At 70.3% G+C, this 18,959-nt stretch carries 18 protein-coding genes; 9 read left to right on the top strand and 9 right to left on the bottom strand.

What is annotated here, in order from left to right:
* Positions 1-16: 16 nt before the first annotated feature.
* Positions 17-445, top strand: a complete 429-nt coding sequence (locus tag QIS96_RS33260) for a hypothetical protein (RefSeq protein ID WP_282546554.1) — start codon at positions 17-19, stop codon at positions 443-445.
* Between the two features lie 71 nt (positions 446-516).
* Here the strand turns inward: QIS96_RS33260 and QIS96_RS33255 are convergent, their stop codons facing one another.
* The 3 genes from QIS96_RS33255 to QIS96_RS33245 all read right to left on the bottom strand — a co-directional run bounded on the left by QIS96_RS33255 (position 517) and on the right by QIS96_RS33245 (position 2,493).
* Positions 517-1,521 (bottom strand): RNA polymerase sigma factor SigF, encoded by a 1,005-nt coding sequence (locus QIS96_RS33255; RefSeq protein WP_282546553.1) that lies wholly within the window; start codon positions 1,519-1,521, stop codon positions 517-519.
* Complete coding sequence (locus tag QIS96_RS33250; RefSeq protein ID WP_161694748.1) at positions 1,518-1,931, bottom strand: ATP-binding protein; 414 nt, start codon at positions 1,929-1,931, stop codon at positions 1,518-1,520. Before QIS96_RS33250 ends, QIS96_RS33255 begins: the two co-directional genes overlap by 4 nt.
* Before the next feature lie 301 nt (positions 1,932-2,232).
* Positions 2,233-2,493 carry a UBP-type zinc finger domain-containing protein gene (locus tag QIS96_RS33245; RefSeq protein ID WP_282546552.1) on the bottom strand — a complete coding sequence of 87 codons (261 nt, stop codon included), beginning with the start codon at positions 2,491-2,493 and terminating at the stop codon, positions 2,233-2,235.
* 60 nt (positions 2,494-2,553) lie between these two features.
* Between QIS96_RS33245 and QIS96_RS33240 the strand changes: the two genes are divergently transcribed.
* Positions 2,554-4,152: a Na+/H+ antiporter gene (locus QIS96_RS33240; protein WP_282546551.1), complete on the top strand. Its 1,599-nt coding sequence runs from the start codon at positions 2,554-2,556 to the stop codon at positions 4,150-4,152.
* Here the strand turns inward: QIS96_RS33240 and QIS96_RS33235 are convergent.
* The 3 genes from QIS96_RS33235 to QIS96_RS33225 all read right to left on the bottom strand — a co-directional run bounded on the left by QIS96_RS33235 (position 4,131) and on the right by QIS96_RS33225 (position 6,240).
* A complete protein-coding gene (locus tag QIS96_RS33235; protein ID WP_282546586.1) occupies positions 4,131-5,045 on the bottom strand; it encodes a 1-aminocyclopropane-1-carboxylate deaminase/D-cysteine desulfhydrase in 915 nt (304 codons plus the stop codon). The two genes, QIS96_RS33240 and QIS96_RS33235, sit on opposite strands and share 22 nt — an antisense overlap.
* Positions 5,046-5,205: 160 nt before the next feature.
* The gene (locus QIS96_RS33230; RefSeq protein WP_282546550.1) at positions 5,206-5,796 is read right to left on the bottom strand and encodes an N-acetylmuramoyl-L-alanine amidase; all 591 of its coding nucleotides are present in this window, start codon (positions 5,794-5,796) and stop codon (positions 5,206-5,208) included.
* A gap of 210 nt (positions 5,797-6,006) precedes the next feature.
* On the bottom strand, positions 6,007-6,240 hold the full coding sequence (locus QIS96_RS33225; protein ID WP_282546549.1) for a hypothetical protein: 234 nt from the start codon (positions 6,238-6,240) through the stop codon (positions 6,007-6,009).
* Positions 6,241-6,531: 291 nt separating this feature from the next.
* On the opposite strand from QIS96_RS33225, the gene QIS96_RS33220 reads away from it, so the two are divergent.
* The 7 genes from QIS96_RS33220 to QIS96_RS33190 all read left to right on the top strand — a co-directional run bounded on the left by QIS96_RS33220 (position 6,532) and on the right by QIS96_RS33190 (position 13,399).
* The gene (locus tag QIS96_RS33220) at positions 6,532-7,938 is read left to right on the top strand and encodes a family 2B encapsulin nanocompartment shell protein (RefSeq protein ID WP_282546548.1); all 1,407 of its coding nucleotides are present in this window, start codon (positions 6,532-6,534) and stop codon (positions 7,936-7,938) included.
* 47 nt (positions 7,939-7,985) lie between these two features.
* The gene (locus QIS96_RS33215; protein ID WP_408907298.1) at positions 7,986-9,077 is read left to right on the top strand and encodes a family 2 encapsulin nanocompartment cargo protein polyprenyl transferase; all 1,092 of its coding nucleotides are present in this window, start codon (positions 7,986-7,988) and stop codon (positions 9,075-9,077) included.
* A 582-nt stretch (positions 9,078-9,659) separates the two neighbouring features.
* A complete protein-coding gene (locus tag QIS96_RS33210; protein WP_282546585.1) occupies positions 9,660-10,259 on the top strand; it encodes a GNAT family N-acetyltransferase in 600 nt (199 codons plus the stop codon).
* Between the two features lie 123 nt (positions 10,260-10,382).
* The gene (locus QIS96_RS33205; RefSeq protein ID WP_282546546.1) at positions 10,383-10,964 is read left to right on the top strand and encodes a dihydrofolate reductase family protein; all 582 of its coding nucleotides are present in this window, start codon (positions 10,383-10,385) and stop codon (positions 10,962-10,964) included.
* Between the two features lie 109 nt (positions 10,965-11,073).
* Positions 11,074-11,313 (top strand): hypothetical protein, encoded by a 240-nt coding sequence (locus QIS96_RS33200; RefSeq protein ID WP_282546545.1) that lies wholly within the window; start codon positions 11,074-11,076, stop codon positions 11,311-11,313.
* Positions 11,314-11,612: 299 nt separating this feature from the next.
* Positions 11,613-12,029, top strand: coding sequence for a YciI family protein (locus QIS96_RS33195; protein WP_282546544.1), 417 nt, complete (start codon positions 11,613-11,615; stop codon positions 12,027-12,029).
* Positions 12,030-12,061: 32 nt separating this feature from the next.
* A complete protein-coding gene (locus QIS96_RS33190) occupies positions 12,062-13,399 on the top strand; it encodes an RNA polymerase sigma factor (RefSeq protein WP_282546543.1) in 1,338 nt (445 codons plus the stop codon).
* Here QIS96_RS33190 and QIS96_RS33185 read toward each other — a convergent pair whose 3' ends face one another.
* From QIS96_RS33185 to QIS96_RS33175, 3 genes are all read right to left on the bottom strand, one after another.
* Positions 13,400-14,284 carry an ATP-grasp domain-containing protein gene (locus QIS96_RS33185; protein ID WP_282546542.1) on the bottom strand — a complete coding sequence of 295 codons (885 nt, stop codon included), beginning with the start codon at positions 14,282-14,284 and terminating at the stop codon, positions 13,400-13,402. It lies immediately after the preceding gene.
* A 524-nt stretch (positions 14,285-14,808) separates the two neighbouring features.
* Positions 14,809-15,261 (bottom strand): SUKH-3 domain-containing protein, encoded by a 453-nt coding sequence (locus QIS96_RS33180; protein ID WP_282546541.1) that lies wholly within the window; start codon positions 15,259-15,261, stop codon positions 14,809-14,811.
* Positions 15,258-18,860 (bottom strand): DUF6531 domain-containing protein, encoded by a 3,603-nt coding sequence (locus QIS96_RS33175; protein WP_282546540.1) that lies wholly within the window; start codon positions 18,858-18,860, stop codon positions 15,258-15,260. The genes QIS96_RS33180 and QIS96_RS33175 overlap by 4 nt, the downstream gene beginning before the upstream one ends.
* Between the last annotated feature and the right edge of the window lie 99 nt (positions 18,861-18,959).

Raw genomic sequence — 18,959 nt, 5'->3', positions numbered from 1 at the left:
GGGCTACCCTGCAAGGGTGAGCAGTGCTGAGCAGAACCCGAAGCCCGAAGGTCCGCGCCCGCCGCGGCTGACCGCCGCCGCTGCGCTCGCCGCGCTCGAAGGCCTGGTGCTCGTCGCCGCGGGCGGCTATCTCGCGGTGCAGGGGCTGACCGGCGGCGCGGGGAGCAAGGAGACCGCGGTGACCGGCGGCCTGACGATGATCGCGCTCGCGCTGCTGCCGCTGATCGCCGCGCGCGGTCTGTTCAAGCTGCGCAGCTGGAGCCGGGGCCCGGCGATCATCACGCAGATCATGGCGCTGCCGGTGGCCTGGCAGCTGCTGCAGACGAACAGCGTCGCGATCCCCGGCGGCATCGCTCTGGCCGTGGTGGCGGTGACCTCGCTGGTGCTGCTCGTGAATCCGGAGACGACGCAGGCGCTGGGCATCGGCCGACGCGACGCCGCCTAGGCGCTCGCCGCGAGCGGTCTCGTAGGGGGAATGCGCGGGTCCGGGGCGGGCCCGCGCTGTTGTCGGCCGGTCTACTCCTCGACGAGCAGGCGCTCGCGCAGCTGCGCGAGCGTGCGGGCCAGGAGGCGGGAGACGTGCATCTGCGAGATGCCGACCTCCTGCGCGATCTGCGACTGCGTCATGTTCCCGAAGAACCGCAGCAGCAGGATGCGCTTCTCGCGCGGCGGTAGATCCTCCAGAAGCGGCTTCAGGGACTCGCGGTACTCGACGCCCTCCAGCGCCTCGTCCTCCGCGCCGAGCGTGTCCGCCACCGCCGGTGACTCGTCGTCCGTGTCCGGGACGTCCAGGGACAGCGTGGAGTAGGCGTTGGCCGACTCCAGGCCCTCCAGGACCTCCTCCTCGGAGATGCTCAGCCGCTCCGCCAGCTCGTGCACCGTGGGGGAGCGGCCGTGCTGTTGGGAGAGCTCCGCGGTCGCGGTGGTGAGGGACAGGCGCAGCTCCTGCAGCCGGCGCGGCACGCGCACCGCCCAGCCCTTGTCGCGGAAGTGCCGCTTGATCTCGCCGACGACGGTGGGCGTCGCGTACGTGGAGAACTCGACGCCGCGCTCCGGGTCGAAGCGGTCCACCGACTTGATCAGGCCGATCGTCGCGACCTGCGTCAGGTCGTCGAGCGGCTCGCCGCGGTTGCGGAAGCGGCGGGCCAGGTGCTCGACCAGGGGCAGGTGCATGCGGACCAGCTGGTTGCGCAGCTCCGCGTACTCCGGGCTGGTGTCGGGCAGCTTGCGCAGCTCGATGAACATCGCCCGCGCGCCGCTGCGGTCCTGCGGATCGTGGTGGTGCCCGTGCTCTGTCATGTGTCCCGCCCGTCGCCCGCCGCCGACCTGGCGCTCGCTCCTGTCATCGGCCTGTGCCCACTCCGTCGTGCCCGGCTCTTCCGGGTGCGGCCTGGCCTGTCGCTCGGGGATGTCCGGGGCGCGCCGCGCCCTGGGCACTCCGTCGCTGCCGTCGGTGTTCTCGGCGGGCAGACTCCTTGTGCTGCGCTCTTCGTCACGCACCGGCCCGTCCCCGTTCCTCACGCCGGCCCGGGTCCCGCGCCGCGCTGTTTGTACAGGCTGATCGAGACCGTCTTGTCGTCGGCGACAGTGGAGTCGACCTTGCCCGCGAGGGCCGACAGGACAGTCCAAGCGAAGGTGTCGCGCTCGGGCGCGCGGCCGTCGGTCGTGGGCGCCGAGACCGTGACCTCGAGTGAGTCGTCGACGAGTCGGAAGACGCAGCTGAGCACGGAGCCCGGCACGGCCTGCTGGAGCAGGATCGCGCAGGCCTCGTCGACCGCGATGCGCAGGTCCTCGATCTCGTCCAGGGTGAAGTCAAGGCGTGCCGCGAGGCCGGCCGTGGCCGTCCGCAGCACCGACAGGTAGGCACCCGCAGCCGGCAGCCGGACTTCCACGAAGTCCTGAGTCCCGGGCTCGCCTGCGATCTGGGACACCCTCACCTCCAAGGTGGTACAAGCACGTTCGGGGTTCGGCCCGCCGCTCGGCGGCGGTCCGGCACAGCGTCGCACGGCTGATGCGCTGTGTGTTCAGCAGGTGACGCTATCGCGCTCCCACGCTCCCTGTCCCGGCGGATCCCGGACCCGTCTGTTTACTCATAGTAAGCCTACGGGTACGGACAGTGGCTAGGGGTTTCGCGGTCCCAATTGGAAAGAGCGCGCGCCGGGTTGACGTACCCAGGTGGCGGGCGGTCGAACCGTCCGAAGTCGTCTCGCTGCTCGTCACTGTCCGTCGCCGTCAGACGATCAGGGCGTCCTCGAAGCACCAGCGCCAGTTCTGGCCCTCTTCGAGCGTGCGCATCACCGGGTGGCCGGTCTCCTTGAAGTGGGCCGAGGCGTGCTGGAACGGGGAAGAGTCGCAGCAGCCCACGTGCCCGCACGTCAGGCAGAGGCGCAGTTGCACGGGGTGACTGCCGATGGCCTCGCACTCGGGGCAGGTGTCGGTGAGGGGCGCGGGCTCGGGGTGCGGCAGCAGGGGGACGTGCGGGCACTCGTTCATGATGGCCAGGTTACGACGCACCTCTGACAGTGGACCTGCCGAAGGGGACGAGCCCGAGTCATGCATGTCTTGCCGTTGCTGTTGTTGGTCGCCGGCAGTGCCGCGGTGGCCGGGGCGGCCCGGCGCACGCCGGTCGCCGCGCCCCTGCTGCTCGTCGCCGCCGGCCTCGCGGTGTCGTACGTGCCGGGGGTGCCGCAGTACGAACTCGACCCGCAGATCGTGCTGCCGCTGCTGCTGCCGCCGCTGCTCTACACCGCGGGCGTGGAGAGCTCGTACCTCGATCTGCGGGCCAACTGGCGTCCTGTGGCGCTGCTGTCGGTCGGTTACGTGCTGTTCGCGACGCTGGTGGTCGGCTACGTGGTGCATCTGCTCGTGCCCGACCTGCCGTTGACCGCCGCGTTCCTGCTCGGTGCGGTGATCGCGCCGCCGGACGCGGTCGCCGCGACGGCCATCGCGCGCCGCGTCGGCCTGCCCTCGCGGATCACCACGATCCTGCAGGGCGAGTCCCTGGTGAACGACGCCACCGCGATCACCGCCTACAAGGTGGCCCTCGCCGCCGCGGTCGGCGAGGGCGCCAGCTGGGCGGGCGGGGTCGGGGAGTTCGCCGTCGCGGCGCTCGGCGGTGTGGGCGTCGGCCTGGTCCTGATGGTCCCGCTGCACTGGCTGCGCACGCACCTCAAAGAGGCGCTGCTGCAGAACACGCTGTCGCTGCTCATCCCGTTCGTCGCCTACGCGGCCGCCGAGGAGGTGCACGCGTCCGGGGTGCTCGCCGTCGTGGTCGTCGCGCTCTATCTGGGGCACCAGTCCTGGCAGGTGGACTTCGCGACCAGGCTGCAGGAGGCGGCGGTCTGGAAGATGGTGGCGTTCATCCTGGAGTCCACCGTCTTCGCCCTCATCGGGCTTCAACTCCCCGTCGTCCTCAGGGATCTCGGCGAGTACGAGGGTCTGCAGGCGCTCTGGTACGCGGTGGCGCTGTTCCTCGTGGTGATCGCGGCGCGGTTCGTGTGGGTCTATCCGGCCACCTATCTGCCGCGCGTGCTGTCGTCGCGGATCAGGGAACGGGAGGGCGACCAGGACTGGACCGGGCCGCTCATCGTGGGCTGGGCCGGGATGCGCGGGGTGGTGTCCCTCGCGATCGCGTTCTCCGTTCCGCTGACGCTGGACGACGGGGAGCCGTTTCCGGGCCGGAACCTGGTGCTGTTCCTGACGTTCACCACGGTCATCGGGACGCTCGTGGTGCAGGGCCTCACCCTGCCGGGCCTCATCCGCGTCCTGAAGGTGCCGGGGCGGGACGAGCAGGCCGAGACGCTCGCCGAGGCGCAGGCGCAGAGCGAGGCCTCACGGGCGGCCGAGCAGCGCCTGGAGGAGCTGCTCGCGGACGAGCGCAACGCCCTTCCGCAGCCGCTCGCCGACCGGCTGCGCACGGTCCTCGAGCGGCGCCGCAATGCCGTGTGGGAGCGGCTCGGCGCCGCCAACCCGATCACCGGGGAGTCCGCGGACGACACCTACCGCAGGCTCTCCCGCGAGACCCTCGCCGCCGAGCGCGCCGTCTTCGTGCAGCTGCGGGACCAGCGGCGGATCGACGACGAGATGCTGCGTACGCTGCTGCGCCGCCTCGATCTCGAAGAGGCGGCCGCCTATCGGGAGGAGGCCGGCTGAGCCGGTTCCCAGGGACGGCCGGTGATCACTGCGGCGAGCCGCGTACCGGCTGGAAAAGCCCCCTCTTCTGTGAGGGTTTTCAGGGCGTACAGCAACTTGGCGACATAGTGACGTTCCAGCGGCAGCCCGTGGCGCTGCTCGAAGTCCTCGGCGAAGGCGTCGAGTTCGGGGCTCGTACGGGCGTATCCGCCGCAGTGGAAGCGGTCCTCAAGGCGCCAGTCGCCGGTGCGCGCGCCGAACGTCTCGCGCTGCAGCCGCTCCACCTCCGCGGTGAGGAAGCCGCCCCGCAGCACGGAGACGCCGATGGCCCGCTGACCTGGGGCGAGTCCTGCCGCCAGACCGGCGAGGGTGCCGCCGGTGCCGCAGGCGACGGCCGCCACGTCGGCGGTGTCCCGGAGCTCCGCGCCGAGCGCTGTGCAGCCTTGTACGGCAAGGGAGTTGGAGCCGCCCTCGGGGACGACGTGGACCTGCTGCGGGTCGACGCCGACCGTGGCGAGGACGTCGGCGAGCACCTGCGGCTCGCTCGTGCGGCGATACATCGATCTGTCGATGAAGTGCAGCCGCATGCCGTCGGCCATGCACTGGGCGAGGGACGGGTTGAGGGGGCGGTGGGCCAGCTCGTCGCCCCGGACGACGCCGACGGTGGCGAAGCCGAGGAGGCGGCCCGCCGCGGCGGTGGCGCGCAGGTGGTTGGAGTAGGCCCCGCCGAAGGTCAGGACGGGGCGTCCGGCGGTGGCCTGCAGGTTGGGGGCGAGCTTTCGCCACTTGTTGCCGGGCAGGTCGGGGTGGATCAGGTCGTCGCGCTTGAGGAGCAGGCGGACGCCGTGGCGGGTGAAGCGCTCGTCGTCCAGGCACTGCAGCGGGGAGGGGAGTCGGGGCTGCAGTCGGGCCAGGGCGGCTCGGTCGGCCGGGTCGGTCCCGGCGGCCTGATCGGCCTGATCGGTTGGGTCGGTTGGGTCGGGAGCGTTCACTTCGCCATTGTCGCCGCGGGGCACGCACGCGCGCGTGGTGGGTGGTTTCGCGTGCGGGCGGCTCCCACGCGCGCGTGGTGGGTTATTTGAGGCGTTCGGCGATGCGCTGCCGCATGGTGTCCATGTCGAAGCCACGCGGGTCGACCTTGCCCGGCTGCCACTCCAGGTGTCCGATCACGGACCGTTCGTTCCAGCCGTAGTGGCGGCAGATCGCTGCGGCTGCCTTCTCGATGGCTTCCAGTTGGGCCTTCGGCCAGGGGTCCTCGCCGTCGCCGCGGTTCTCGCACTCGAAGCCGTAGAAGTGGCGGTTGCCGTCGGTGTTCGCCTCGTTGTCGTGCGGCAGGCGACGTTCGGCGATGACGGCGCGCAGCACTTCGTCGTCGCCGAGGCCGGCGTGGTTGGCGCGGCCGTTGCCCACCAGGTGGACTCTGCCGTCCTTGGTGATCACGCCGTGGCAGAGCGGGCCGGGCAGCGAGGCGTGGCCGTCGTAGCAGAGGCGGACGGTCTCGGCGCTGCCGGTGGTGACGGTGTGATGGATCATCACGCCGTGGACCTGACCCCACGGCCCTTTGTGGTTGCGGTTGTGGGTGCGCCACTCGCGCACTTCGACGACTGTGAGCCCTTCGTCCTTGAGCGCGTCGACGAGGGTTCCCGCGGACATGGGGTCGGACATGACTCCTCCGTCTTGGGCCGCGGCGGCGGCCGAATGCGCACCGCCTGTTGTCCCGCTTGTACCGGAACGTCGGTACGGGGGCCAGTAGTTCGAGCACTTTCGACGTGGCGTGCGACTTGATCCGGACACCGGTCGTGCCGGTCAGGCCGGTCGCGCCGATTGCACGGGCCGGGCACGTCGGGCGGGCCGGGGCGGTCGGTCGGGCAGGGGTCAGCTGCGGAGGATGCCGTCGCCGTGCGTCGCGATGTGCGTCTCCACTGCCTGCAGGGCCTGCAGCGTCGCCCGGGGGTCGCCCGTGCCGTTCCGCTCCGCGTAGTAGGCGGCGCCCAGCTTCTTCAGGAGGTCCCCGCCGGCTCGCTGCGCCTGGGCCTCGTCGAGCTTCTGCTTGCCCTGTGTGATGCCGCGCTGCGCCTGCTCCTTGGCGCGGTCCAGGAAGCCTGCCATGGCTCGTCTCCTGTCGTGGTGCCGGTGGTTCCGGCGTGGGCTCGGTTCCGTGGAGTTGAACGGGCGGCGCGATCTTCGAGTTCCCCTCGCCTGCCCTGCGCCTGCCCGGGTCCGGCCGAGCGCGGCCCAACGCCCAAGCGGAATGGGGGATTTCCTGCACGTGCCCAGCCGATGGGTGATCCATTCCCGCTCGTTTGTGTGATGGCGTTGCAACTCTCCGTGATGGAAAGGTGGTTGATCGAGCCGGACACCTGCCCGGTGCAGGGCCACGACTGATGGAGAGGGCACAACATGTCGGTAGGCGAAGAGATCCGCGCGGAAGAGGTCAGGGCTCAACAGAGTCTGGCCACCGGCGCCGCGCGGAATCTGGCCACGACCACGAAGTCGATCCCCCAGATGCAGGAGATCAGCTCGCGCTGGCTCCTCAGGCGCTTGCCCTGGGTGCAGGTGCAGGGCGGTACGTACCGTGTGAACCGTCGGTTGAGCTACGCGGTCGGTGACGGCCGGGTCACCTTCGTCAAGACCGGGGACCAGGTGCAGGTGATCCCCGCCGAGCTGGGCGAGCTGCCCGCGCTGCGTGCGTACGAGGACCAGGAGGTGCTCGGCGAGCTGGCCCGCCGGTGCGAGCAGCGGGAGTTCGCGCCGGGCGAGACCCTCGCCTCGTTCGGCAGCCAGGTCGACGGCGTCCATCTGCTGGCCCACGGCCGCGTCGAGAAACTGGGCACGGGGCCGTACGGCGACGACGCGGTGCTCGACGTCCTCGCCGACGGTGCGTATTTCGGCGATGCGTGTGTGATCGACCCGGAGGCGATCTGGGAGTACACGACACGGGCGGTGACGAGCTGCACCGTCCTCGTCCTGCCCCGGCGGGAGTTCGAGGCGGTCGCGGAGCGTGCTGAGTCGCTGCGCGCCCACCTCGCGCGCGTGCAGGCCATCCCGCAGCAGCGCACCAACAAGTACGGCGAGAGGGAGATCGACCTCTCGGCGGGCCATGTCGGCGAGCCGGTCATCCCGAGCACGTTCGTGGACTACGAACCGGCCCCGCGCGAGTACGAACTGAGCGTCGCCCAGACCGTGTTGCGCGTCCACACGCGCGTGGCGGACCTCTACAACCAGCCGATGAACCAGACCGAGCAGCAGCTGCGGCTCACGGTGGAGGCGTTGCGGGAGCGCCAGGAGCACGAGCTGGTCAACCACAGCGAGTTCGGCCTCCTCAACAACTGCGAGTACGACGAGCGGCTGCAGCCCCACGACGGCGCGCCGAGCCCGGACGACATGGACGAGCTGCTGAGCCGCAGGCGCGGATCGAAGCTGTTCCTCGCCCACCCGCGCGCGATCGCCGCCTTCGGCCGGGAGTGCAACAGGCGCGGCCTGTACCCGGAGAGCGTGGAGGTGGAGGGCGAGGCGGTGCCCTCCTGGCGCGGGGTGCCGATCTTCCCGTGCAACAAGATCCCGATCAGCGAGGCCCGTACGACCTCGATCATCTGCATGCGTACGGGCGAGGACGACGCGGGCGTCGTCGGGCTTCGGCAGTCCGGCATCCCGGACGAGGTCGAGCCGGGCCTCTCGGTGCGGTTCATGGGCATCGACGAGCAGGCGATCATGTCGTATCTGGTGACGGCCTACTACTCCGCGGCGGTCCTGGTGCCCGATGCGCTGGGGGTCCTGGAGAACGTCGAGATCGGACGCCGGCAGTGAGCGAGCGTCTGCTGGCGGTGGGCGAGGCACCCCACACCGTCGGCGACATGCGGGGCGCCGTCCCTCAGGCCCGCGGGGCCGTGCACGACGGGCGGGCCGCGGGTGCGGAGGCAGACCTGGGGGCCGGGAGTCAGGAAGCGGCGGCGCTGCTCGACCGCACCCGGGAGGCCGTCGAGCCGGAGCTGCGCAGAGCGGTCGACTCGCTGCCCGGGACGATGCGGCGGGTCGTCGCGTACCACTTCGGCTGGGAGTACGCAGACGGGCGGCCCGCGTCCGGGCAGAGCGGCAAGGCGATCCGGCCGGGGCTCGTCCTCGCGGCGGCGCGCGCCCTCGGCGGATCGCCCACGGCGGCCGTGAAGGGGGCCGCGGCAGTGGAGTTGGTCCACAACTTCACGCTTCTGCACGACGACGTCATCGACCGTGACAGCACGCGCAGACATCGCCCCACCGCGTGGACGGTGTTCGGCGACGCCGACGCGATCCTCGCCGGTGACGCCCTGCAGGCGCTGGCCCTGCGGGTGCTCGCGGACGATCAGCATCCCGCTGCGGGACGCGCGGCCGCCTGGGTCGCCTCGTGCGTGATGGAGCTCTGCGAGGGCCAGCACGTGGACACGGCCCTCGAAGAGCGGTCCTGCGACCAGGTCACGCTCGACGAGTGCCTGGGCGTGGCGGAGGCGAAGACGGGCGCGCTGCTCGGATGCGCCTGTGCACTGGGTGCGCTGTACGCGGGTGCGGGGTTCGACGAGGTGGAGGCGATGGACGCCTTCGGCAGAGAGGCGGGGCTGGCGTTCCAGCTGATCGACGACGTCATCGGGATCTGGGGCGACCCGGCTCGTACGGGCAAGCCCGTCGGCGCGGATCTGCTGGCCGGCAAGAAGTCGCTGCCGGTGGTGGCCGCGCTCACCTCGGGCACGGCGGCCGGTGAGGAACTGGCCGAGCTGTACCCGAGGTTGGGCCCGGCCGACGTCGGCAAGGCCGCGGACGCGATCGACCGCGCGGGCGGCCGTGACTGGGCTCAGGCGCAGGCGGCGGACCGGATGGCCAAGGCGGTGGCCCAACTCTCCCGCGCGGTCCCGGACCCGGAGGCGGCGGGCGGCCTCCTGGCCCTCGCGGAGTTCGTGACGCGGCGCTCATTCTGAGCGGGTGCGTCCCCGCGTACGGAGGAGGCGAGTCCGGGAGGCGGACGCGGTGGAGGGAGAGGCGCTGGAGGGATATGCGGTGGAGGGAGACGTGCCGGAGGTGAAGGCGGTGGAGGCGAACTGGGAGGTGGGCGAAGTGAGATGAGTGCCGGGAGGTGGGCGCGCCGGGGTGAGAGCTCGGAGGCGGGGCGCGGTGAGGTGAGCAGCACCCGGTGCGCCGGGGGAGGGGGTGAGTGAGCGTCGCCGAGAAGCGGTCGGCGTACGCCCGGCGGAAGCGCGCGCCCTCGCCCGGCTCGCCCACGGCCGCCCGCCCGCAGAGGTCCAATGCGCGCGCCCACCCACAGGGGTCCGATGCGCGCGCCCGCCCGCAAAGACCCAATGGGCGCGCCCGCCCGCAGGGGCCCGACAGCCGAGCCCGCCCGCCGGGCTCCCGCGCCCGTCCGCAAGGGGCCCCACCCACCCCCCCCGCGAACCCGACCCGGTCGGTTCGCGCCAGAGTGTCGGCTGCTCGGCCCGTCACCCGGGAGCGGTGTCTACGCTGCAACGGCTCGATGGGCAGCGGAAGATGGGGGAGTGGAGCGGATGGGCGTGGCGATGCGCAGGGCGGGCGAGGGCGACAGGGAACACCTGGTGCGGTTGCTCGACGACGTGTTCCAGTACGACCCGGTGAGCAGTTGGGTCTTCCCCGACGAGGCGCACCGCCGCAAGGTGCACGGCGTGTTCATGGGGGTCTTCCTGGACGTGGCGCTGAGCGAGGGCTGGGTCGACGTCACGGAGGACGGGGCCGCGGCCGCGCTCTGGCTCCATGTGCCGGCGGGAGAGGCGGAAGAGGAGGACGACACCCCGGCGCGCATGCGGGAGATCGCCGACCCGGAGAACGAACGGGCCGAGCTGGTCGGCAGATTGACCGGCGCCGTCCACCCGCACGACCGGGCGCACCACTACCTGCTCCTGATCGCGGCGACCCCGGAGCGGCAGGGCGAGGGGCTCGGCACGGCACTGATCACCTCGGTACTGGAGCGCTGCGACCGCACCGGCATGCCCGCGTACCTGGAGGCGAGCAGCGAGCGCAGCAGAGGGCTCTACGAACGGCTGGGCTTCGCCCCCAGAGGTGAGCCGGTCCAACTCCCGGACGGGCCACGCATGTTCCCGATGTGGCGGGAGCCGCGGGAGTCCCGGTAGGCGACAGAAACACCTTGCTTAACCACTGCACCTGAAGCAGTATGGGTGCAGTGCTGCGATCGCAGTGCAATTGGGGAAGGCGGCTGTCGAGGAAGGCAGCAGTCGAGTGGACAAGGGGTCGCCTTGCGCAAGCTCTCGTACCTGATCGCCACCTCGATCGACGGATTCATCGGCGACGTGGACGGCGAGGCGGAGTTCTTCACGAAGTACATCGACGAGAAGTACCTGGCGCACAGCCTGGAGGAGTTGCCCGATACGCTGCCGACCTTCGCGCGGCGGCACTTCGGGATCGACGACCGGCCGAACCGTCGGTACGACACGGTCCTCATGGGGCGCGCCACTTACGAGGTGGGCCTGCCGCAGGGGTTCACCAACCCGTATGCGCATCTGAAGCAGTACGTCGTCTCGCGCAGCATGGAGGAGGCGCCCGCACCGGAGGTGGAGGTCGTCGCCGGTGACGTCGTCGCCAAGGTGCGCGAGCTCAAGCGGCAGGACGGGCTCGACATCTGGCTCTGCGGCGGCGCCGACCTGGCCGGTCAACTCCTCGACGAGATGGACGAGTTGGTGATCAAGACGTACCCCTGTTTCCTGGGGTCCGGCATGCCGCTCACCCGGGCGGGGTTCGAGATCAGGGACTTCGCGCTGGAGTCGGTGAAGTCGTTCGACGGCGGCGTCGTCATCACGACGTACAGCAGGAAGCGTTAGGCGGCGTACGACAGAAGGGGGTGGTCCGGGTCCGGCGGCAAGGGGCGGTTCGGGTACGGCAGTCCGCGGGCGGCTGGTCGGGGGTGGCGAACCGGAATAACCTGGACGTATGGCCAAGGGAGAAGACCAGGTCGAACCACGCCGTGCCGAGCATGTGTGCCCGGTGTGCAAGCAGCCGGTGGAGACGGTCGTCAAGCGCCGCAAGGTACTCGGGGCGTACGTCCCGAGCTGGGGTCCGGGCCCGTGCCACCACGAAGGATGCCCCGCGCGCGTGGACGAGGGCGAGGCCGAGAAGCCGGCCTGGAAGCCCAGCCGCGGCGAGCGCCTCGACAGGCTGAACAACCCGTGAACCCGGCGGCGGAGCCGTCGGCCCGCCGAAGATCCGACCCGGCGAGCCCTGCGCAAGGGCCCGCGAACGCCAACGCGATCGTGAACACGACCGCCAGCGCCAACGCGATCGTGAACACGACCGCCAACGCGAACGCGACCGTGCACGCCAACGCGACCGCGAAGGCGAACGCGCACGAGAACACGAACGGGAACGGGAACGGGAACGAAAAAGTTCGCCGGGAGCTGTCGAGAACGGGAGGGGCGCTCCGACGTCCCCTGTGACAGCCGCCCCATAGGGGCCCGAGCGAGGAGCAGACCATGAAGTACCTGGTGATGGTTCAGGGCGCGCAGGCCGACTACGAGGCCATGAGCGGCAAGCCGAACGAGCACAGCCCGGCCTGGAGCGAGCAGGACCTGCAGGCGATGTTCTCGTTCATGGAGAACCTCAACAACGACCTCGCCGAGTCCGGCGAGATGGTCGACGGGCAGGGGCTCACGGAACCGGCGCAGACGCGGTTCGTCGGACGGGACAAGGACGGCCGCCCGGTCGTCACCGACGGCCCGTACGGGGAGACGAAGGAAGTGCTCGCCGGGTACTGGGTGCTCGACTGCGAGAGCCTGGAGCGGGTCACCGAGATCGCCCACCGGATCATGGAGTGCCCGCAGCCGGCGGGCGCGCCCGACTACCCGGTGGTCATCAGGCCCATCCAGGATGCCGAGGGCGGCGTGTGCTGAGAGTCGCCCGTCCGGGCGGACACCTCTAGCCCATGCCGCCGCCGTCCTCTCCGGCGTCGCCACAGCCGCAGCCGCAGCCGCAGCCGCAGCCGCAGCCGCAGCCACACCCACAGCTGGCGTCGGCCGCAGTCGTCGAGGACCTGCTGCGTGGGAACGCGCCGCAGGTCCTCGGCGCGCTGGTGCGGCGGTACGGGCACTTCGACCTCGCCGAGGAGGCCGTACAGGAAGCGCTGCTCGCCGCCGCCGAGCAGTGGCCGCGGCAGGGGGCGCCCGAGAATCCGCTCGGCTGGCTGATCCGGGTCGCGTCCCGGCGCCTCACGGACCTGCTGCGCAGCGAGGAGGCGCGCCGCCGGCGGGAGGAGACCGCGGCCGCGCTCACGCCCCGCGACGCCTTCACCGCGCCCGCGCCCGGCGAGAGCCGCGCGCCCTCCGAGGACGACACGCTCACCCTGCTCTTCCTCTGCTGCCACCCCGAACTCACCCCGCCCGCGCAGGTCGCGCTGACCCTGCGGGCCGTCGGCGGGCTCACCACCGCCGAGATCGCCCGCGCGCACCTGGTGCCCGAGGCGACCATGGGGCAGCGCATCAGCAGGGCGAAACAGAAGGTCAGAGGCGTACGGTTCCGGCTGCCGACGGGCGCGGACCGGGACGAGCGGCTCGCGGCCGTCCTCCAGGTGCTGTACCTGATCTTCAACGAGGGCTACACGGCCACCTCGGGAGCGGCCCTGCACCGCGCGGACCTGGCGCGCGAGGCGATCCGGCTGACCCGGGCGGTGCGCCGGCTGCTGCCCACGGAAGGGGCGGTCACCGGGCTGCTCGCCCTGATGCTGCTCACCGAGGCGCGCACGCCGGCGCGCACCGGGGCCGACGGCGAGTTGATCCCGCTCGACGAGCAGGACCGTACGCGCTGGGACCGGGCGGCGATCGCCGAGGGCCTGCAGCTGGTCGAGGAGTCCCTGGCCCAACCGCCCGTCGGCGCCTACCAGTTGCAGGCCGCGATCGCCGCCCTGCACGACGAGGCGGAGCACGCCGCCGACACCGACTGGCCGCAGATCCTCGGCCTGTACGACATCCTCGTGCGGCACGCCCCGGAGCCGATGGCCCAGCTCGGCCGGGCCGTCGCCGTCGCCATGGTGCACGGCCCGGACGCGGGCCTCCGCGAACTCGCCGCGCTGGAAGGGGCGTTGGGCGACCACCACCGGCTGCACGCCGTCCGCGCCCACCTCCTGGAGCGCGCCGGCGACCGGGAGGCCGCCCGAGCCGCCTTCGCCCTCGCGTCGCGACGCACGCTCAGCGCCCCCGAGGCGCGCTACCTGCGGGGGCGCGCGGCGCGCCTGGGGGAGCGGGAAACGGGCGCAGGGGCGGACTGATCAGCGAGTACGCGCGGTGGCCGCCGCCGCCAGGCACTCCCGCAGTGACCGGGCCATCCGCCCCACGAACCGCTCGCGCACCTCGGAGTCGAGGAGGTCGAGCGAGAGATACGGATTGAGGTCCTCCAGCTCGACGAGGAGCAGCTCGCCGTCGGGAGCACGGCACGCGTCGACGCGCTGGATGCCGTGGTCGAGGGTGTTCCAGGCGACGAACCGCCGGGCGAACTCCAGGTCGGCGTCGGTGGGTTCGTACGGCTGCAGCTTCCAGCGCTCGCCCCCGTCGGAGGTGCGCAGCGCGTACTGGAAGTCGTCGTCGACGAAGTAGAAGGACACCTCGTACGAGAACGGGATCCGCGGCTGCGCGAGCAGCCCGGAGCCGGACTCGGACTCGGACCCGGTGTCGCCGAGGGCGGAGGCGAGCTCGGCCCGGGGGAGGACGCGCAGCCCGATGGAGTCGGCGCCGAGCGAGGGCTTCACCACGTACTCCGCCGCCTCGGGCAGGCGGTCGAGGTGCGCGGCGCGGTCGACGGTCGGGATCACGGGGAACCCGGCGGCGGTCAGATCCAGCAGGTACTGCTTGCCCGCCATGTCCGCCCGGCCGTGCAACGGGTTGTAGACGGGCGTCCCGGAGGCGAGCGCGCGGGCCCTGAACTCCTCGTACGCGGCGAGGTAGTTGATGACGGGGCCGCTGTTGCGTATGACGACCAGGTCGAAGGAGTCCATGAGCGCGGCGGCGTCCGCGGGGTGACAGAGCGCGAGGTCGAACCCGAAGTCCGCGCGCAGCCGCGAGGTCAGGAAGATGTCCTCGTCGCAGTACCGCCGCCCCCGCGCCTCGTAGGCGAGGTCGGTGACGTAGAGCAGTCGGGGGCGGGCGGCGGTGGTCATGGTTCTCCTGCGGGGGATGGGGTGGTGCGGGGACGCGGGGCGCGCGGAGCGCCCGGACGGGGAACCGGCCACGGTACCTGCACGATGCACGTACGCCCAGAGCCGGACGTACGTCCCGTTGTCGGCAACGAAAAACACCCGGCTCCGCGCGGATGCCGGGTGTTCTCCGTCGACGAATGGGTTCGCCGGATCGTTCGACGAAACGCGAAGGTCAGGCCTTCTTCGTCTCCAAGTAATCGGCAGGGTCGGTGACCTGCGGGGATCTTACCTGTGGGTCGCTGACCTGGCCTTTTGGTGATTGGTGGCGATGGGGTGCGACGGTCTTGAGTGGGTGTCTTGCGGACTTGGTGCGGACTGCTGCTGGCCGTGAGGTGCGCCAGTCGGTGGGGTTCGGCACCCTGGCAGGTCGGCCGCGGCGGGTGGGTTCTCGTGCGTCCGAGAGGTAGGGGAACGCCTACGATCCAGCGGTCGCTCGTGACGACTGCCCACCTTTTCGCCACGACTGATCGAGCCGTCGGGAACACCTAGAAGAAGGTCTTGTCCCAGGTATCTGTTACGAGCGCCTCAATGGCCGTGCCGAACCCATTGGCCACGCGCTGCATTCCGGCGTCCCCACCGAAGAGGATGTCGCCGTTGTCCGCCAGCAGGACTGCTTCCTCGGTGGAGAATGCGATGCCCAGCGGGAGGACCGGCTGCCCGAGGCGCTTGCCGTAGATGCGGACGTTTCTGTCCGGGACGTCAAGCGCTTCTTCGACCGCTGCCTTGAGGTAAGTCTCACCGGCCCGGAAGGGCCAGGTGACGGTCAACTCTCCGTAAGTCTGGAGGTGCTCACGCAGCCTTGCGCTGACGTCGTAGCCCGCTTCGGTGTACTGCTTGCAGGCTTCCTCGACATCCAGTGGGTAGGACTCGATCCGTGCGGTACCCGCGAGGCGCTCCTGCAGTGCCCGGACGGCCGGTAGTTCGTGGTTGCTGTTCATCCCGTGAGTACGTCTCCTCCGAAGCCGGGAACCCATGTCTTGCAGTTGTCGCACATCTTGAACTTCTTGCCTTTGGGGTTGACCGTCACCAGGTCCAGATTCTTGGGGTCGGCGCCGTCGTTGATGGCGTTCGTGAACATGCGTGGCTCGGCGCAGACGCCCGGCGGACGGCCGGAAGGATGCTGGGATTCGCTTGGCATGGCGTCGTTCACGGCCTTCTCGTGGCCGTCTCCCGGCCCGCTCTCACCGTAGTAGATCTTACCGGTGGTGCGGTCCTTGCCCACTGCGTAGGCGCCGGGAACGGTGTCGTCGTCGCCGAGGCCCTCCTGGACGTGGCTCACCCGTGCCTTGCCCAGGTCCATCAGTTCCTTCTTGAGGCCCTGGTTCTCGTCTCCGGTGGCGGGTGCGAGGCCGAGCGGGTCGCACCAGGTGTGTGGATTGTGGACGTAGGTGTCGGGGTTGGGCGCGGGAACCAGACCCAGGGGGTCGGGGGAGGTGAAGCGGGCGGTATCGGGGTCGTAATTGCGGTGGTAGTTGTAGTGCAGACCGGTTTCGAGGTCGGCGTACTGCCCGGGAAACCGCAGGGGTATGTAGGCGGTGGCGCCGCTGTTCCACGCAGTGGTGCCCCACAGCGTGGTTCGGGAGTGCCAGGCGATATGGCCGGTCTCGTCAACGAGTTCGGTAGGTGTACCGACCAAGTCCGTGACGATGGCGAAGAACCGGCGGTCGACCTCTTCCTGATTCCTTGGATCGAGCCGGCGCTCGGTCTGGGCCAGCGGCCGGTGGCCGTCGTGATCCCAGGTGAGCGCTACCTGTGTGCGGCTGTCGGTCTGCTCCGCGACGCGGGTGCCGTCCCAGGTGAAGCGGATCTCCTCGGCCACTTCGCCGGTGTCGGAGAGCCGCTGCTTCCGGGTTCGGCGGCCGAGTGGGTCGTACTCGTATCGCCAGACCGCACCGTCCGGGGTGACGCACGAGGTCAGTCGGTCTTCCGGATCGTAGGTGTAGCGCCAGGTGTCGGGTTTGTTCGACAGCCGCGTCTTCTGCCGCAGGACGGTGCGGCCCGCGGCGTCGTGCTCGTAGCGGATGCGTCCGGCGGTGAGCAGCCTGGTGCCCTCGTATGTGCGTCGGCCGCGGGCTTCCTGGTGAGGTGCGTTGTTGGGCCAGTTCGCGTCCGTTTGATTACCGGCCGCGTCGTACGCGTAGGACTCGGACCAGTTCTCAGCGGTGACCGAGAGAGGCCGGCCACCAGGATCGAGTTCGTAACGGTGGGTGGCGCCGGTGAGCTGGTCGGTGACGGTCGTCAGGTGGTGATCGGCTCGGAAGGTGTAGGCGCGGGAGCGGAGTGTGCGGTCTCGTTTGCCCAAAGTGCGCTGGACGGGCCGACCGACGAGGTCGTACGTCGTCGCGAAGGTCACCGGGTCCGCCCCCGGCCCGAAGCTGCGGCCCAGCTCTCTGCCGAGCGCATCGTGCTGGAAGCCGATGCTGTGTCCGGAGGCGGTCAGGGTGGTGCGGTTCCCTACGCCGTCGTAGGCGAGATCGGTGCACGCGCCCGTGGGGGTGACGCGCTGAGTGCGGCGTCCCAGTACGTCATACCGATACCTGGTCGTGGCTCCGTCGACGGTTTCCGAGAGGAGTCGGCCGGATACGTCCCATTCCATCGTGACGGTGGAGGTGGGTGATGCGGCACGGACCATACGCCCGGAAGTGTCATAGGCGTACTCGGTTCGCTGACCTTCCACGTCCTTGCACAGCGTGCGGCCCATGGCGTCGTGTCCGTAGCTGATGCGCTCGCCAAGTGGTGTGGTGCGCATCTGCAGACGGCCTGCGGCGTCGTGGGTGTAAGTCAGGACGCGGTCGTCGAAGTCCGACTCGGCCACCAGGCGGCCGCACCGGTCGAAGGTGTAGTCCCACGACAGGCCCCGCGGGTCGTGGACCTGGACCAGGCGGAGTTCGGAGTCGTATGTGAACTGGTAGCGCGTGCCGTCCGGGCCCGTCCGGGCCGCGGGCTGGTCGAAGTGGGTGTACTCGGAGGTGGTGACCCCGCCGACAGGGTCGGTGTGGGAGAGGCAGTTCCCTTCGCCGTCCCACTCCCAGGTTTCGACGCTGCCGTCCGGCAGAGTGCGACGTCTGGGGTGTCCCTCTACGGTCCACTCGAACTCGGTGCGCGCGCCGAGGGCATCGGTCAGGGCTGCCGCACGGCCGAACGCATCGCGCGTGACTGTCGTCGCGTTCTCCGCTGGGTCCGTGACGGTCAGCGGCAGGCCGGCGGCGTCGTTGGTGAAGCGCCGTACGCCGCCCAGGGCGTCGGTCACGGAGGCAAGCGCACCGTGTTCGTCGTAGGTGAAGCCGGTCGTGGTGTTGTCGGGCGCTGTGACGCTGGTGCGGTTGCCGCGCGCGTCGTATTCCTGACGCCAGGCTTCACCCCCGGACAGGACCGTCTCCACGGGAAGGTGGAGACGGTTGTAGTGGGTGCGGGCGGTGGTGCCATCGGCGAAGTGGACAGCGGTGAGACCTGCGTGGTGCTCGTCCCACTCGTAGCGGGTGGTGTTACCGAGTGGATCTGTGCGGGAGAGGAGGTTGTCGTGGCGGTCCCGCTCGCTGACGGTGGTGTTTCCCAGGGGGTCGGTTTCGGCGATGACCTGACCGCGTTCGTTCATGCGGTAGGTCGTGACGGCGCCGGTGGAGTCGATGTAGCGCGTGGTGCGCTCGGCGCGGTCGTACTCCAGTCGGCAGGACATGTAGCCGTCCGGCCCGACGGTCTGCACGACGCGGCCTGAATCGTCGTAGACGTACTGGTAAGTGGAGTCGTTGCGGTCGGTCCAACTGGTTACGCGATCTTCTGCGTCGTACCCCAAACGGAACGGCAGGCCACTGGAGTTGGTGATCCGGTCGAGGTTGCCCGCACTGTCGTATCCGTAGGAGACAACCTCGGTGAGACCGCCCTCGTGACGCAGACAGAGCTTCGACGGCTTGCCCGAGTCGTCGTCGGAGTGGATCTCAAGGTGGTAGCCGCCACTGTGCACCATCGCGTGCGGGGTGCCGTCACCGTGGCGGTCGATGCTGTAGTGGTTGCCGTTGCGGTCGCTGACGTCGGTCAGCCACCACACGCCCTCCGCGTCGGCGGCCGGGTCGAAGAGTCGGGTGAGACCGGTGCGGGGTTCGGCGACGGCGAACGCGTAGGAGTTCCCCTCTTGAATGCAGGTCAGCGGTATGGGCTCGCCTTCGAGAGGGAAGACCTGGTCGCCGAGCATGTCCGGTTCGCGGGGGAACATCAGTGAGGAGCCGTCGGTGCGGTGCCACCAGATGCCGCCGTTGCCGCGCTCCAGGCGCTCGTCAAAGGTGGAGGTCCAGCGCCGACCGAAGAAGCGACCGTGCCCGTAGGACGACAGATGGGTGCGGGTCACGGTTAGCGCCAGGACGCCTGGGAGCTCCAAGTCGTCTTGGGAGAGGAACATCTCCCCCGTGGCCATGTCGATCGGATCGCCGTCGAGACACTTGTCCTTCGCGGCACGCGCCTTGGCCGACAGCTCTGCCTCGGACAGGTTGACGTTGGAACCGGGCCGGTTCCACGTCTTGCCACCTGCACTCGGACTGTTCACCCCGCCGGTAGAGGCATTACCGGGGCCATTGCCGTCGGCTTTGGAATCGATGCCCTTCAGCTTGTCGGCCAGAGCTTTTTCGTTCTCTTTGTGCCGCTG

It is taken from the genome of Streptomyces cavernicola, from assembly GCF_029968035.1.
GTDB lineage: Bacteria > Actinomycetota > Actinomycetes > Streptomycetales > Streptomycetaceae > Streptomyces > Streptomyces cavernicola.
This window is presented reverse-complemented; position numbering and strand designations above follow the sequence as displayed.

Excerpts from the sequence above, each read along its gene's own strand:
- QIS96_RS33200 (WP_282546545.1), top strand. The coding sequence starts at position 11,074 with ATGGCCAAGGGAGAAGACCAGGTCGAACCACGCCGTGCCGAGCATGTG.
- QIS96_RS33220 (WP_282546548.1), top strand. The coding sequence starts at position 6,532 with ATGTCGGTAGGCGAAGAGATCCGCGCGGAAGAGGTCAGGGCTCAACAG.
- QIS96_RS33215 (WP_408907298.1), top strand. The coding sequence starts at position 7,986 with ATGCGGGGCGCCGTCCCTCAGGCCCGCGGGGCCGTGCACGACGGGCGG.
- QIS96_RS33210 (WP_282546585.1), top strand. The coding sequence starts at position 9,660 with ATGGGCGTGGCGATGCGCAGGGCGGGCGAGGGCGACAGGGAACACCTG.
- QIS96_RS33185 (WP_282546542.1), bottom strand. The coding sequence starts at position 14,284 with ATGACCACCGCCGCCCGCCCCCGACTGCTCTACGTCACCGACCTCGCC.
- QIS96_RS33230 (WP_282546550.1), bottom strand. The coding sequence starts at position 5,796 with ATGTCCGACCCCATGTCCGCGGGAACCCTCGTCGACGCGCTCAAGGAC.
- QIS96_RS33195 (WP_282546544.1), top strand. The coding sequence starts at position 11,613 with ATGAAGTACCTGGTGATGGTTCAGGGCGCGCAGGCCGACTACGAGGCC.
- QIS96_RS33190 (WP_282546543.1), top strand. The coding sequence starts at position 12,062 with ATGCCGCCGCCGTCCTCTCCGGCGTCGCCACAGCCGCAGCCGCAGCCG.
- QIS96_RS33180 (WP_282546541.1), bottom strand. The coding sequence starts at position 15,261 with ATGAACAGCAACCACGAACTACCGGCCGTCCGGGCACTGCAGGAGCGC.
- QIS96_RS33245 (WP_282546552.1), bottom strand. The coding sequence starts at position 2,493 with ATGAACGAGTGCCCGCACGTCCCCCTGCTGCCGCACCCCGAGCCCGCG.
- QIS96_RS33240 (WP_282546551.1), top strand. The coding sequence starts at position 2,554 with ATGCATGTCTTGCCGTTGCTGTTGTTGGTCGCCGGCAGTGCCGCGGTG.
- QIS96_RS33225 (WP_282546549.1), bottom strand. The coding sequence starts at position 6,240 with ATGGCAGGCTTCCTGGACCGCGCCAAGGAGCAGGCGCAGCGCGGCATC.